Here is a 13,728-nt window from a genome sequence, read left to right on the forward strand (position 1 = left end):
GCCCGGGTCGCACGAGGGAAGGATTCTCCATGGCACCGCACGAGCGCCCGGCATCCGACTGGCTCGACGACGACGGCATCGAGATCGAGGACCACGACCGCGGTCTGCGGTTCGACCTGCAGACGCTCCTCGACCGCCGCCGAGCCCTCAGCCTGATCGGCGGGCTCGGGCTGGCGGGAGCGATCGCGGCCTGCAGCACTCCCACGGGCGTCGCGACGTCCAGTGGGGTGGGGTCATCGGGCTCTGCCGGGTCAGCCGTCGGGGGTGCGTCGGCAAGCGCCTCGGCGGCGGGCGGCGCGCTCGTCGAGGCGCCTGACGAGACCGGCGGACCCTTCCCGGGGGACGGCTCCAACGGACCGAACGTCCTCGACGACTCCGGGATCATCCGTTCCGACATCCGCCGGAGCTACGGCGGCTCGACCACGACCGCGGAAGGCGTCCCGCTCACCGTCCGGCTCACGGTCAAGGACCTCGCGTCGAGCACCGCGATGGTCGGGGCGGCCGTCTACCTGTGGCACTGCAACCGCGACGGGCAGTACTCGCTCTACTCCAGCGGGGTGGAGGGCGAGAACTACCTTCGCGGCGTGCAGGCCACCGACGACACCGGCACAGCGACGTTCACCTCGGTCTATCCGGCCTGCTACGACGGACGCTGGCCGCACATCCACTTCGAGGTCTACGCGAGCGTCGCGGACGCGACCACGAGCGGCCCGATCGTCAAGACCTCCCAGATCGCACTGCCGCAGTCGACGTGCGAGACCGTCTACGCGACGGCGGGCTACGAGCAGAGCGTCCAGAACCTCTCGCGGGTCAGCCTCGCGACCGACATGGTCTTCCGAGACGACGGCGGGATCCACCAGCTCGCCACGATGTCGGGCGACCCGGCCACGGGCTATATCGCTGCCCTGACCATCGCCGTGTGACGAGGGGGCGGCGCGAGGTCGGCGGGCAGCGGCTCGGCGTGGACGATCGTCAGCTCTGACACGGCTCTGGTGAGCACGACATACAGCCGCCGCAGCCCCGTGCGCTCGTCGGGCTCGGCCGCGGCGATGGCGGCCGGCTCAACGACGACGACGCGGTCGAACTCGAGACCCTTGGCGACGCTGGCAGGCACGACCTCCACCTGCCGGTCCTCGTCGTCGCCGTGCTCGTCGTCGAGCCTGCCGTGCCGGATGCCGTGGTCGGTGAGCGCCCCGGACAGCGCCTCGATCGTGCCGTCCGCGGCAATGACGCCGACCGACCCGGGCTGCCTGGCCGCGGCAGCCACCAGGGCGGCAACCTCGTCGAGCAGAGCGCCGGGAGCGGCGACTGCTCGGATGGCGAGGCGGCCGGGGTTGTCGCGGACCGACACCGGCGCACCGAGCCCGGGCGCCATCGCGGGCAGGAGCCGTGCGGCGTACTCGATGACCGCAGCGGGCACTCGGAAACCGCGGTCGAGCACGACGAGATCGTGGTCGGCCTTGCCGAGATGGGCCATCGCCTCGGGCCAGGACGACGTCGCCCAGGGCGTCGTGCCCTGGGCGATGTCACCGAGCACGGTCGCCGACCCTGTGGAACAGCGCCGCCCGACTGCGCGCAGCTGCATGGGCGACAGGTCCTGTGCCTCGTCGAGGACGACGTGCCCGAGGCTCGGCTCACGCCGAAGCAGGTCGGTGACCTCGTCGAGCAGGGCCATGTCGGCCCGGCTCCAGCGAGCGCTGCCCTTGGTGCGTGGCGGCCGGGGCCAGAGCAGCGTGGCCTGCTCCTGCTCGGTGAGGGCGTCGCCTGCGGCCGCCGCCAGAAAGTCCGCGTCGGACCAGAGGCGGTGCAGCACGGCGGCGGCGTCCAGCGCGGGCCACACCGACGCCACAAAGCGCCTCACCGCGGGCGACTTCGCCACAGCGTCCTGGACGCGGTCGTCAGGCGCCTCTCCGTCACGCTCCATCTCGAGCAGCACGTGGTGAGCCAGGCGCTGCGGGAGCAGGTCGCGGGCCGCGGAGTAGCGGACGCCCCGCTCGGCAAGCTCGTCGAGCACGTCGGCGACGACGTATGCCGGAACGCGCCACTTGCGCGCCCCGCGCGGGACCACGAGGGGCTCGGTCGGGCGCACGAGCTGTGACCAGACCGCGCGGTGCAGCACACCTGCCATGCGGGCGTCACCTTTGAGGCGTGCGACGTCGGCGGCCTCCGTCGCGCGCACCGTGCCGTGCTGGAGCAGCGACTCGATCGTGGCATGGCGGACGCGGACCTCGCCGAGCGAGGGCAGCACGGCGCCGATGTGGTCGAGGAAAGCCCTGTTGGGTCCGACGACGAGCACCCCGGAGCGGTCGAGCCGGTCCCTGAAGGAGTAGAGCAGCCAGGCGGCGCGGTGCAGGCCGACGGCGGTCTTTCCGGTCCCCGGCGCGCCCTGGACGCAGACGGTGACGCCGACGTCGCTGCGCACGATCTCGTCCTGCTCGGGCTGGATCGTGGCGACGATGTCGCGCATCGGGCCGGTGCGGGGTCGCTCGATCTCGGCGGCGAGCAGGGTGCCGCGGCCGTCGTGGCCCGGATCCCGCAGGTGCTCGTCCTCCAAGGCTGTGAGCCGGCCATGGTCGACGCCGAACCGTCGCCGCAGCACGACGCCCATCGGGTCGCTCTGCGACGCGCGGTAGAAGGCCGTGGACACGGGCGCCCGCCAGTCGACGACGACCGGGTCGCCGGACTCGTCGGAGACGTGGCGCCGACCGATGTGGAACTGCTCGGCCGGGCCTCCCGGCGGGTCGAGGTCGATGCGACCGAAGAAGAGCGTCGTGCGCGGGTCGTCCTGCAGCGATGCAATCCGTCTCGCGAGCACACGTGAGAGGACCTCCCCCGAGACGGCGTCGCTCGCTCGTGATGCATCGAGGCTGAGGGCGGCTTCCCGCATCCGTGCCAGCTCGGCCCGGGCGAGCTCGAGGTAGCGCTGCTCGTCAGCGAGTGCGCCGGATCCGTCGTGCATCGTCACCACCCCCACCACCCTGTTCACGCTCACGCCCCGTGCGCTCGGCGAAAGGGCACGAGCCTACACCGCCGGAGGGAGCCGCCTCCTGCCGATTCTTCGATCAGGGATCCGCGCGGCTAGACTTGCGCGGCAACTTCCCAAGTCAAGAACGTCCGGGGCTCCGGCGTGCCCGTTGGCGCGCGTCCCAGCCGGCCGGCATACGAAAGTGGTTTGACAACGATGGCTTCGACCAACGACCTGAAGAACGGCATGGTGCTCAACCTCGAGGGACAGCTCTGGTCCGTCGTCGAGTTCCAGCACGTCAAGCCGGGCAAGGGCCCCGCGTTCGTGCGCACCAAGCTCAAGAACGTCCTGTCCGGCAAGGTCGTCGACAAGACGTTCAACGCGGGCATCAAGGTCGAGACGAGCAACGTCGACAAGCGCACGATGCAGTACCTCTACAAGGACGGCTCCGACTTCGTCTTCATGGACACCGACACCTACGACCAGCTCCATGTGTCGGAGACCACGGTGGGCGGCTCGGCCGACTACCTGCTCGAGAACCAGAACGCCATCGTCGCGACCCATGACGGCGCCCCCCTCTACATCGAGCTGCCCGCGTCCGTGGTCCTCGAGATCACCCACACCGAGCCGGGCCTCCAGGGCGACCGCTCCACAGGCGGCACCAAGCCGGCCACCCTCGAGACAGGCGCGCAGATCCAGGTCCCGCTGTTCCTCGAGACCGGCACCCGGGTCAAGGTCGACACCCGCGACGGGTCGTACCTCGGCCGCGTCAACGACTGACCACAACGAGACCCGACGAGACACACGGAACAGGACCGGCCCCCACGTGGCTGCACGCACCAAGGCTCGCTCGCGAGCCCTCGACATCCTCTTCGAGGCCGACCAGCGAGGCATGAACGCCCAGACGCTGCTCGAGCAGCGGCTCACTGACTCCGAGTCCCGCGTGGGCAACAACCCGTACTCCGCGGAGATCGTGCGCGGAGTCGTGGCGAAGTGGACTGACATCAACACGGCCCTGACCGACTACAGCCAGGGCTGGACCATCGAGCGGATGCCTGCGGTCGACCGGGCGATCCTGCGGATGGGTGCGTGGGAGGTCCTCTACAACGACGAGATCCCTGATGCCGTGGCGATCTCCGAGGCGGTCGCACTCGCGACCGACCTGTCCACCGACGAGTCGCCGAGCTTCGTCAACGGGCTGCTGGGCCGGCTCGCCGAGGTCAAGGCCACGATCGTCTGATCGGCGGTCCGAGCCTGCTTGGCGGCACCGCGCCGCGCCCGCCGCACGAAGCCACCCGCCCGCGGGTGGCTTCGTGCTTCTCCCCGGGCTCGCGTCGTCGGACCGCGGGCCGGATTCGGAGCAGCGGCGTCCGGCGGCTAGACTCGGCGCCGAACGACGTCCTTTAACCACCGTCCTGTGAGGCGGGGAAGGAGGTCCAGCGGCTGTGACCTGCCCTGACCTGAGTGTGCCTGCCCAGCCATCGAGCGACCGCTCCAGCACCCCTCCCGACGCACGCGACGTCATGAGCGAGGGGGACATCTCCCGGGCGCTGCGGCGCATCGGTCACGAGATCCTCGAGCGCAACAAGGGCAGCGAAGGCCTGGTCCTGCTCGGCATCCCCTCGCGCGGGGTCCCGCTCGCGACCCGCCTCGCAGGCTGCATCGCCGACGTCGAGGGGACCCCGATCCCCGTCGGCGAGCTCGACATCACGCTGCACCGTGACGATCTGCGCCGGCAGCCGGTCCGGGCCGCCCACCGGTCACGGATCCCGGCGACCGGCATCGACGACCGGGTCGTCGTCCTCGTCGACGACGTGCTCTACTCCGGCCGGACCATCCGCGCTGCGCTCGACGCACTGTCGGAGCTGGGCCGCCCGCGGGCGGTGCGCCTGGCAGTCCTCGTCGACCGCGGCCACCGCGAGCTGCCGATCCGGGCCGACCATGTCGGCAAGAACCTCCCGACCTCCCGCGACGAGCGAGTCCATGTCCGGGTGGCCGAGATCGACGGCATCGACGTCGTCCGGATCAGCGGGGGAGAGGCCCGATGACCAAGCACCTCATCTCGTCGGCCGACCTGACCCGTCGCGAGGTCGAGGACATCCTCGAGACCGCCGGCTCGATGCACGACCTGCAGCGGCGCGAGGTCAAGAAGGTTCCGACGCTGCGCGGCCGCACCGTGATCAACTTCTTCTTCGAGGACTCGACGCGCACCCGCTCGTCCTTCGAGATCGCCGGCAAGTGGATGTCGGCCGACACGATCAACCTCTCGGCCAAGGGCTCCTCGACGAGCAAGGGCGAGAGCCTGCGCGACACGGCCATGACCGTCGATGCGATGGCGGTCGACGCCCTGGTCATCCGGCACCACGCGAGCGGGGCGTGCCACCAGGTCGCACAGTGGGTGCGGTGCAGCGTCATCAACGCCGGTGACGGGACGCACGAGCACCCCACCCAGGCGCTTCTCGACGCCTACACGCTCCGCACCCGGATGGGCGACCTCGATGGCCGGCACGTGGCCATCGTCGGCGACCTGACGCACTCGCGGGTCTTCCGCAGCAATGTCATCACCTTGAAGACCCTTGGCGCCAAGGTGACCGTCGTGGCGCCACCGACCCTCATGCCCAGCGGCATCGGGGCCTGGAGCGCGGCCGACGGCTTCGCGACGAGCTGGGACCTCGACGAGGTCCTGGAAGGACGCGGCGAGCATGGCGACGTCGACGCCGTGATGATGCTCCGGGTGCAGCGCGAGCGGATGAGCGGTGGGTTCTTCCCGACGGCGCGCGAGTACACCGTCGGCTACGGCCTGACCCGCGACCGCCTCGACACGCTCGTGACCCGCAACCCCGACGTGCTCGTCCTTCATCCCGGGCCGATGAACCGCGGGCTCGAGATCGCGCCCGAGGCTGCCGACTCGCCACAGTCCGTCGTTCTCGACCAGGTGTCGGCCGGCGTCGCGGTGCGGATGGCCGTGCTCTACCACCTGCTCGCCGGAGACGACGGGCCACCAGCCGTCCCGACGAGTGCCGCGCCCTCGGAAGGAGCGACCCGATGACCCGACTGCTCATCAGAGGAGCCCGACTGCTCGGGGCCGACGCAGCAGACCTGCTCGTCGTCGACGGCGTCATCCGTGAGGTCGGGTCGCTCGGTCCGGTCGCGTCGGCTCCGGACACCGAGGTCCTGGACGCTGACGGGCTCGTCGCGCTGCCCGGACTGGTCGACCTCCACGTCCACCTGCGGGAGCCGGGCCGTGAGGACGCCGAGACGATCGCCACCGGCTCGGCGGCAGCGGCGGCGGGGGGCTACACCGCGGTCTACGCCATGGCCAACACCAGCCCGGTCACCGACACCGCAGAGGCCGCCGAGCGGGTGCTCGACCTCGGACGTGCCTGCGGCCTGACCGAGGTCGTGCCCGTGGGCGCCGTCACCAAGGGCCTTGAGGGCGCCGAGCTCGCTGAGCTCGGCCTCATGGCGCGGTCCCGGGCGCAGGTGCGGGTGTTCTCCGACGACGGACACTGCGTCCACGACGCCCGCATCATGCGCCGAGCCCTGGAGTACCTCAAGCCGTTCGGCGGCGTGGTGTCCCAGCATGCCCAGGAGCCGCGGCTCGCCGGGCCTGACGCCTGCTGCCACGAGGGCGAGATCTCCGGGCGGCTCGGCCTGCCCGGCTGGCCCGGGGTCGCCGAGGAGTCGATCGTCGCCCGCGACGTCATGCTGGCTCGCCACACCGGCTCTCGCGTGCACATCGCCCACGTGTCCACTGCCGGCACGGTCGAGGTGATCCGGTGGGCCAAGGCGCAGGGCATCTCCGTCACGGCGGAGGTCACGCCGCACCACCTGGCCCTCACGACCGACCTGCTGACCGGCTACGACCCCGTCTACAAGGTCAACCCGCCGCTGCGCCCGACGGAGGACGTCGCGGCGCTGCGAGAGGCCCTCGCCGACGGCACGATCGACGCCGTCGCCACCGACCACGCACCACACGCGCGGCACGACAAGGAGCACGCCTTCGTCGACGCGGCGTTCGGCATGATCGGCCTGGAGACGGCGCTCTCGGTCGTCAGCGAGGTGCTGGTGCGGCCAGGCCTGATTGACTGGGCCGACGTGGCGCGAGTCATGTCCGTCGCCCCTGCCGGCATCGGCGGCCTTGCGCACCAAGGCCGCCCGCTCGAGGCGGGGAGCCCGGCCCACATCACGCTCGTCGACCCCGACCGCGAGGTCACGGTCGACGCGACCGCGAGCCGCAGCCGGTCCCGCAACAACCCGTGGCACGGACGGACGTTCCGCGGCGCCGTGACGACCACGGTCTTCGGAGGTCGGGTGACCTTCGTCGCGGACCCGGAGTCCCACACCGAACGAGTACTGACGAACGCGAACGCATCGGGGGCTGACGAGTGACCACCCAGACACCCATCCACGTGCCGGGTCGCAACGGCCGCACCAGCCGGCTTCGAGAGGCCGCCGTCCTCGTGCTCGAGGACGGTCGCACCTTCCGCGGGGCCTCCTACGGCGCCCGCGGCGAGACTGTCGGCGAGGCGGTGTTCTCGACGGGGATGACCGGATATCAGGAGACCCTCACGGACCCGAGCTACCACCGCCAGGTCATCGTCATGACGGCTCCTCACGTGGGAAACACCGGCGTCAACACCGAGGATGACGAGAGCACTCGCATCTGGGTCGCGGGCTACGTCGTGCGCGACCCGGCCCTCAGGTCGTCCAGCTGGCGCGCGACGCGTGACCTCGAGGACGAGCTGCGCGACCAGAGAGTGGTCGGGATCTGCGAGGTCGACACCCGGGCGCTGACCCGCCACCTGCGCGAGCGCGGCGCGATGCGGGTCGGGATCTTCAGCGGCGTCGCCGCAGAGCGGCCCGAGGCGGACCTGCTGGAGGCAGTGCGCCGGAGCCCGCAGATGGCCGGCGCAGCGCTCGCCGAGGAGGTGACGACGACCGAGCCGTATGCCGTCCCTGCCGTCGGCGAGAAGCGCTTCACCGTCGCTGCGGTCGACCTGGGGATCAAGGCGATGACGCCCCAGCTCATGGCGCAGCGCGGCATCGAGGTCCATGTGCTGCCCGCCACTGCGTCCTTCGAGGACATCATGGCCGTCGGTGACGGCGGCCCGGACGGTGTCTTCTTCTCCAACGGGCCGGGCGACCCGGCGACGGCCGAGCGCGAGGTGGCGCTGCTGCGGCAGGTGCTCGATGCCGGCGTCCCGTTCTTCGGGATCTGTTTCGGCAACCAGCTGCTCGGGCGGGCTCTCGGGTTCGGCACGTACAAGCTGAAGTACGGCCACCGGGGCATCAACCAGCCGGTCATGGACCGGTCCACGAGGAAGGTCGAGGTCACCGCGCACAACCACGGCTTCGCCGTGGATGCCCCGCTCGACCGCGACAGCGACACGGCATACGGCCGGGCACGCGTGTCGCACGTCTGCCTCAACGATGACGTCGTCGAGGGTCTCGAGTGCCTCGACGTGCCGGCCTACTCGGTGCAGTACCACCCAGAGGCGGCAGCGGGACCCCACGACGCCGCATACCTCTTCGACCGCTTCGTGGAGCTCATGACCAACGCGAGCGGAGCGAGCAAGTAATGCCTCAGCGTGACGACATCAAGAGCGTCCTGGTCATCGGCTCGGGGCCGATCGTCATCGGCCAGGCGTGCGAGTTCGACTACTCCGGCACCCAGGCGTGCCGGGTGCTGCGCGAGGAGGGCATCCGGGTCGTCCTCGTCAACAGCAACCCGGCCACGATCATGACGGACCCGGAGTTCGCCGACGCGACGTACGTCGAGCCGATCACGCCGGAGGTCGTCGAGGCGATCATCGCCAAGGAACGGCCCGATGCGGTCCTCGCCACGCTCGGTGGCCAGACTGCCCTGAACTGCGCGATCGCCCTGCACGAGAACGGCGTCCTCGAGAAGTACGGGTGCCCGCTCATCGGCGCCAACGTCGAGGCGATCCAGCTCGGTGAGGACCGCGAGGCCTTCAAGGGCGTCGTCGAGCGCTGCGGCGCGGAGTCGGCCCGCAGCATCATCTGCCACACGATGGACGAGTGCCTGGCCGCCGCCGGGGAGCTGAGCTACCCGGTTGTCGTCCGCCCGTCGTTCACCATGGGCGGCCTGGGCTCCGGGTTCGCCTACGACGAGGCGGACCTGCGCCGCATCGCCGGGCAGGGCCTGCAGTACAGCCCGACCACGGAGGTCCTGCTCGAGGAGTCCATCCTCGGCTGGAAGGAGTACGAGCTCGAGGTCATGCGCGACCACGCCGACAACGTCGTGGTGGTCTGCTCGATCGAGAACCTCGACCCGATGGGCGTGCACACCGGCGACTCGATCACGGTGGCGCCGGCGCTGACACTGACCGACCGCGAGTACCAGCGGCTGCGGGACATCGGCATCGCGGTCATCCGCGAGGTGGGCGTCGACACGGGTGGCTGCAACATCCAGTTCGCGGTCAACCCGCGCGACGGCAGGGTCATCGTCATCGAGATGAACCCCCGCGTGTCCCGGTCCAGCGCTCTCGCGTCGAAGGCGACCGGGTTCCCGATCGCCAAGATCGCGGCGAAGATGGCGATCGGCTACACGCTGGACGAGGTGCCCAACGACATCACCCGGGAGACGCCGGCGAGCTTCGAGCCGACGCTCGACTACGTCGTCGTCAAGGTGCCGCGATTTGCGTTCGAGAAGTTCCCTGCGGCCGACCCCACCCTGACGACGACCATGAAGTCGGTCGGCGAGGCGATGTCGATCGGGCGGAACTTCACCGAGGCCCTCCAGAAGGCGCTGCGCTCACTGGAGAAGAAGGGCGCGACGTTCCACTGGGATGGCGAGATCGGCAAGGCTGCCGCGGAGCGGGCCCTCGAGGAGGCCCGGGTCCCGACCGATGGGCGCATCGTGCTGGTGCAGCAGGCCCTTCGGGGTGGGTGCTCGGTCGAGGAGGTCCACGCCGCGACCGGCATCGACCCGTGGTTCCTCGACCAGATCGCGCTCGTCAACGACGTTGCCGCCATGCTCGCGGATGCCCCGGAGCTGACACCCGACCTGCTCCGCCTGGTCAAGCGACACGGCTTCAGTGACGCACAGGTCGCGGGCATCCGCCGTATGCCGGAGGCCGTGGTCCGCGGGGTTCGCCACGCCCTCGGGGTGCGCCCGGTGTACAAGACGGTCGACACGTGTGCGGCCGAGTTCGCGGCGCGCACGCCTTACCACTACTCGTCGTACGACGAGGAGACCGAGGTCGAGCCCCGCGAGCGGCCGGCCGTCATCATCCTGGGCTCCGGACCGAACCGCATCGGCCAGGGGGTCGAGTTCGACTACTCCTGCGTGCACGCGTCGTTCTCCTTGCGGGACAAGGGTTTCGACACCGTCATGGTCAACTGCAACCCGGAGACCGTGTCGACCGACTACGACACCAGCAGCCGCCTCTACTTCGAGCCGCTGACCCTGGAGGACGTCCTCGAGGTCATCCACGCCGAGTCGCTGGCCGGGCCGATCGCGGGAGTGATCGTCCAGCTGGGCGGGCAGACGCCGCTGGGTCTGGCCAGGGCCCTCGCCGCGGAGGGCGTCCCGATCGTCGGCACGTCACCCGAGGCGATCCACCTCGCCGAGGACCGCGGGGCTTTCGGACAGGTCCTCGCGCGCGCCGGGCTGGTGGCACCCAAGCACGGGACGGCATACGGCCCCGACGAAGCCCTCGCGGTGGCACGCGAGATCGGGTACCCGGTCCTGGTCCGCCCGTCCTACGTCCTCGGTGGCCGCGGCATGGTGATCGTCTACGACGACGACTCGCTCGTGACGTACGTCGAGAAGGCCACCGAGGCCTCTCCCGACCACCCGATCCTCATCGACCGGTTCCTCGACGACGCCATCGAGATCGACGTCGACGCGCTGTTCGACGGCGAGGATATGTACCTCGGCGGCATCATGGAGCACGTCGAGGAGGCCGGCATCCACTCGGGTGACAGCTCGTGCACCCTGCCGCCCGCCACGCTCGGGGACGGTGAGCTCGGGCGGGTCCGCGAGGCCACCCGCAAGCTGGCCGAGGGCATCGGCGTCCGCGGCCTGATGAACGTCCAGTTCGCCCTGGCGCAGGACATCCTCTATGTCATCGAGGCCAACCCGAGGGCATCGCGCACCGTGCCGTTCGTCGCCAAGGCCACGGGCGTGCCCCTCGCGAGCGCGGCCGCTCGGGTCATGCTCGGAGCGAGCATCAAGGAGCTCCGCGAGGAGGGCCTGCTGCCGGCGGTCGGCGACGGTGGGGCGATGCCGGCACACGCGCCCGTGTCGTGCAAGGAGGCGGTGCTGCCCTTCAAGCGGTTCCGCACCAAGGAGGGTGTGGCCGTCGACTCGCTGCTCGGCCCGGAGATGCGCTCGACGGGCGAGGTCATGGGCATCGACGTCGACTTCGGTTCGGCGTTCTCCAAGGCCCAGCAGGGCAGCGGCTCGGCCCTGCCGCGCTCAGGCGCGATCTTCGTCTCTGTCGCGAACCGCGACAAGCGCGCCATGCTCTTCCCGGTCAAGCGGCTCGTCGACCTCGGCTTCACGATCCTTGCGACGAGCGGCACCGCTGCGGTCCTCAAGCGCAACGGCATCGAGGCGACCCTCGTGCGCAAGATCACGGAGCGCGGCGACGCCGACCGTGGCGAGCCCTCGATCGTCGACCTCATCCTCGACGGCACCGTGCAGATGGTCGTCAATACCCCCTCAGGGCAGGATGCGCGTGCCGACGGCTACGCGATCCGGGCGGCGACGACCAGCGCCGACAAGCCCATCGTCACGACGATCGCGACCCTGGCCGCAGCCGTGCTCGGCATCGAGGCGCAGCTGACCGAGGAGATCCGCGTCAAGTCGCTCCAGGACCACGCCCGCGACCTCGACCTCTACGGTCGCCGGGCCCTCGTCGGCACGGGGGCGGAAGCGTGACGGGCTCGACCGTGGGTGGGACCGGCCTGCGGGCCAAGGTGGTGCAGGAGGTTGCCGAGGTGATCGCCACCCGGCGCGTCGGGGCCTACCAGCACATCACTCTCGTCGCGCCCGGCGTCGCCGAGCTGGCGCGGCCCGGTCAGTTCGTTGCGCTCGCCGTCGGCGGCGAGGCGTCGGCGACCCTGCTGCGCCGGTCGTTCTCGATCCACAGGGCCACTCCCAGCGGGACCTACGGCGGCACTGTCGAGATCGTGGTCTCCGCCGTCGGCGTCGGCACCCGGTGGATCGTCGAGCGCGAGCCGCACGACACCATCGACGTCGTCGGCCCGCTGGGCAAGCAGTTCCCCCTGACGACCGAGCCCGTCCCGTGTGTCCTCGTCGGCGGCGGCTACGGCAGCGCCCCGCTCTTCTGGCTCGCGTCCGACCTGCGCGAACGCGGCTGTCACGTCGAGATGGTGCTCGGCGCCGCGAGCGAGGACCGCCTTTTCGGCGTCGTCGAGGCACGACGCAGCTGTGACGGCGTGACCGTGACCACCGACGACGGGTCCGCCGGACAGCGTGGCTGGGTGAGCGACGTGCTGCCCGGCATCATCGAGCGCACCGGCGCAGCGGTCGTCTACGGCTGCGGGCCGATGGGCATGCTGCGCGCCATCACCGAGGTGGCCCGCGACCACGGAGCGGTCGCCCAGGTCGCGGTCGAGGAGTCGATGGCGTGCGGTGTCGGCGTGTGCATGACGTGCGTCATGCCGGTCGTCGGCACGGACGGGCTGACGAGGATGGTCCGTTCGTGCGTCGAAGGGCCCGTGTTCAGGGGGGATCGGGTGCGCTGGGACGCCTTCGACGGCAATCACGCCCGAGTGCCCGACGACGCGGTCGGCGCACCGAAGGTGGGGGGTCACTGATGGTCGACCTCGCCGTGGACCTGGCCGGACAGCGTCTGCCCAACCCGCTCATGACCGCATCGGGGTGTGCGGCAAACGGCAAGGAGCTCCACCGCTTCTTCGACGTCGCCGACCTCGGAGCGTTCGTCACCAAGTCGGTCATGGCCGAGCCGCGCTCGGGCCGGGGCACGCCCCGGATGGCCGAGACGCCCTCGGGGATGCTCAACTCCATCGGGCTCCAGGGGCCGGGCATCGAGGCGTTCGTCGACGAGGACCTCGCCTGGCTCGCGTCCGTCGGCGCTCGGGTCCTGCCGTCGATCGCCGGTAGCTCGAGCGCGGAGTACGCCCATGTGGCCGCGACCCTGCGGGCGAGCCGCCACGTCGGCGCCGTCGTCGGAGTCGAGGTCAACATCTCGTGCCCCAACGTCGCGAACCGCGGCCTGGTGTTCGCGTGCGACCCGGGGGCCTCGGCCAAGGTCATCGGGCTGGTGCGAGAGCAGCTGCCGCCGGAGATCCCGGTCTTCGCCAAGCTGAGCCCGGACGTCACGGACATCACCGCGATCGCGTCGGCTTGCGTCGATGCAGGCGCCGACGGTCTCACCATGATCAACACCCTGCTCGGCCTCGTGATCGACACCGACACCATGCGACCACAGCTCGGCGGCATCACGGGCGGTCTCTCCGGGCCGGCCATCCGGCCGGTCGCGGTGCGCGCCATCTGGCAGGTCCGTCGAGCGATGATCGAGGGCCGCATCCGGACCGTGCCGATCATCGGCGTCGGCGGCGTGCGGACCGGCCGCGACGCACTCGAGCTCGTCGCCGCCGGTGCCAGCGCCATCCAGGTCGGCACGGCCGTGTTCAACGACCCGTCGGCCCCGGTGCGGGTTCTCCGTGAGCTGTGCGAGCTGCTCGACGCCAAGGGGTACGCCCGCTTCGCAGACGCGGTGGGGATCGCCCACCGAGACTGAGTC

11 protein-coding genes are annotated in these 13,728 nt (G+C 70.8%); 10 read left to right on the forward strand and 1 reads right to left on the reverse strand.

Annotated elements, in window-relative coordinates; all coding sequences use genetic code 11:
• The first annotated feature begins 29 nt into the window (after positions 1 to 29).
• A complete protein-coding gene (locus ACYVLP_RS18490; protein WP_460628804.1) occupies positions 30 to 923 on the forward strand; it encodes an intradiol ring-cleavage dioxygenase in 894 nt (297 codons plus the stop codon).
• On the opposite strand, the gene ACYVLP_RS18495 is transcribed toward ACYVLP_RS18490, so the two are convergent.
• The gene (locus tag ACYVLP_RS18495; protein ID WP_460629053.1) at positions 893 to 2,959 is read right to left on the reverse strand and encodes a HelD family protein; all 2,067 of its coding nucleotides are present in this window, start codon (positions 2,957 to 2,959) and stop codon (positions 893 to 895) included. The two genes, ACYVLP_RS18490 and ACYVLP_RS18495, sit on opposite strands and share 31 nt — an antisense overlap.
• A 222-nt stretch (positions 2,960 to 3,181) precedes the next feature.
• On the opposite strand from ACYVLP_RS18495, the gene efp reads away from it, so the two are divergent.
• From efp to ACYVLP_RS18540, 9 genes are all read left to right on the forward strand, one after another.
• On the forward strand, positions 3,182 to 3,745 hold the full coding sequence (gene efp / locus ACYVLP_RS18500) for an elongation factor P (RefSeq protein ID WP_452271460.1): 564 nt from the start codon (positions 3,182 to 3,184) through the stop codon (positions 3,743 to 3,745).
• Between the two features lie 46 nt (positions 3,746 to 3,791).
• Positions 3,792 to 4,205, forward strand: coding sequence for a transcription antitermination factor NusB (nusB, locus tag ACYVLP_RS18505; protein ID WP_460628805.1), 414 nt, complete (start codon positions 3,792 to 3,794; stop codon positions 4,203 to 4,205).
• A gap of 226 nt (positions 4,206 to 4,431) precedes the next feature.
• A complete protein-coding gene (pyrR, locus tag ACYVLP_RS18510) occupies positions 4,432 to 5,013 on the forward strand; it encodes a bifunctional pyr operon transcriptional regulator/uracil phosphoribosyltransferase PyrR (RefSeq protein WP_460629054.1) in 582 nt (193 codons plus the stop codon).
• On the forward strand, positions 5,010 to 6,014 hold the full coding sequence (locus ACYVLP_RS18515) for an aspartate carbamoyltransferase catalytic subunit (RefSeq protein ID WP_460628806.1): 1,005 nt from the start codon (positions 5,010 to 5,012) through the stop codon (positions 6,012 to 6,014). The genes pyrR and ACYVLP_RS18515 overlap by 4 nt, the downstream gene beginning before the upstream one ends.
• A complete protein-coding gene (locus ACYVLP_RS18520; protein WP_460628807.1) occupies positions 6,011 to 7,357 on the forward strand; it encodes a dihydroorotase in 1,347 nt (448 codons plus the stop codon). The genes ACYVLP_RS18515 and ACYVLP_RS18520 overlap by 4 nt, the downstream gene beginning before the upstream one ends.
• Positions 7,354 to 8,547 (forward strand): glutamine-hydrolyzing carbamoyl-phosphate synthase small subunit, encoded by a 1,194-nt coding sequence (gene carA, locus ACYVLP_RS18525; RefSeq protein WP_460628808.1) that lies wholly within the window; start codon positions 7,354 to 7,356, stop codon positions 8,545 to 8,547. Before ACYVLP_RS18520 ends, carA begins: the two co-directional genes overlap by 4 nt.
• The gene (gene carB / locus ACYVLP_RS18530) at positions 8,547 to 11,876 is read left to right on the forward strand and encodes a carbamoyl-phosphate synthase large subunit (protein WP_460628809.1); all 3,330 of its coding nucleotides are present in this window, start codon (positions 8,547 to 8,549) and stop codon (positions 11,874 to 11,876) included. The genes carA and carB overlap by 1 nt, the downstream gene beginning before the upstream one ends.
• Positions 11,873 to 12,778: a dihydroorotate dehydrogenase electron transfer subunit gene (locus ACYVLP_RS18535; RefSeq protein ID WP_460628810.1), complete on the forward strand. Its 906-nt coding sequence runs from the start codon at positions 11,873 to 11,875 to the stop codon at positions 12,776 to 12,778. Before carB ends, ACYVLP_RS18535 begins: the two co-directional genes overlap by 4 nt.
• The gene (locus ACYVLP_RS18540; protein WP_460628811.1) at positions 12,778 to 13,725 is read left to right on the forward strand and encodes a dihydroorotate dehydrogenase; all 948 of its coding nucleotides are present in this window, start codon (positions 12,778 to 12,780) and stop codon (positions 13,723 to 13,725) included. Before ACYVLP_RS18535 ends, ACYVLP_RS18540 begins: the two co-directional genes overlap by 1 nt.
• The last annotated feature ends 3 nt before the right edge of the window (positions 13,726 to 13,728 follow it).

This window comes from Intrasporangium mesophilum, from assembly GCF_054783095.1.

Excerpts from the sequence above, each read along its gene's own strand:
- ACYVLP_RS18490 (WP_460628804.1), top strand. The coding sequence starts at position 30 with ATGGCACCGCACGAGCGCCCGGCATCCGACTGGCTCGACGACGACGGC.
- ACYVLP_RS18495 (WP_460629053.1), bottom strand. The coding sequence starts at position 2,959 with ATGCACGACGGATCCGGCGCACTCGCTGACGAGCAGCGCTACCTCGAG.
- efp (WP_452271460.1), top strand. The coding sequence starts at position 3,182 with ATGGCTTCGACCAACGACCTGAAGAACGGCATGGTGCTCAACCTCGAG.
- ACYVLP_RS18515 (WP_460628806.1), top strand. The coding sequence starts at position 5,010 with ATGACCAAGCACCTCATCTCGTCGGCCGACCTGACCCGTCGCGAGGTC.
- ACYVLP_RS18520 (WP_460628807.1), top strand. The coding sequence starts at position 6,011 with ATGACCCGACTGCTCATCAGAGGAGCCCGACTGCTCGGGGCCGACGCA.
- carB (WP_460628809.1), top strand. The coding sequence starts at position 8,547 with ATGCCTCAGCGTGACGACATCAAGAGCGTCCTGGTCATCGGCTCGGGG.
- ACYVLP_RS18540 (WP_460628811.1), top strand. The coding sequence starts at position 12,778 with ATGGTCGACCTCGCCGTGGACCTGGCCGGACAGCGTCTGCCCAACCCG.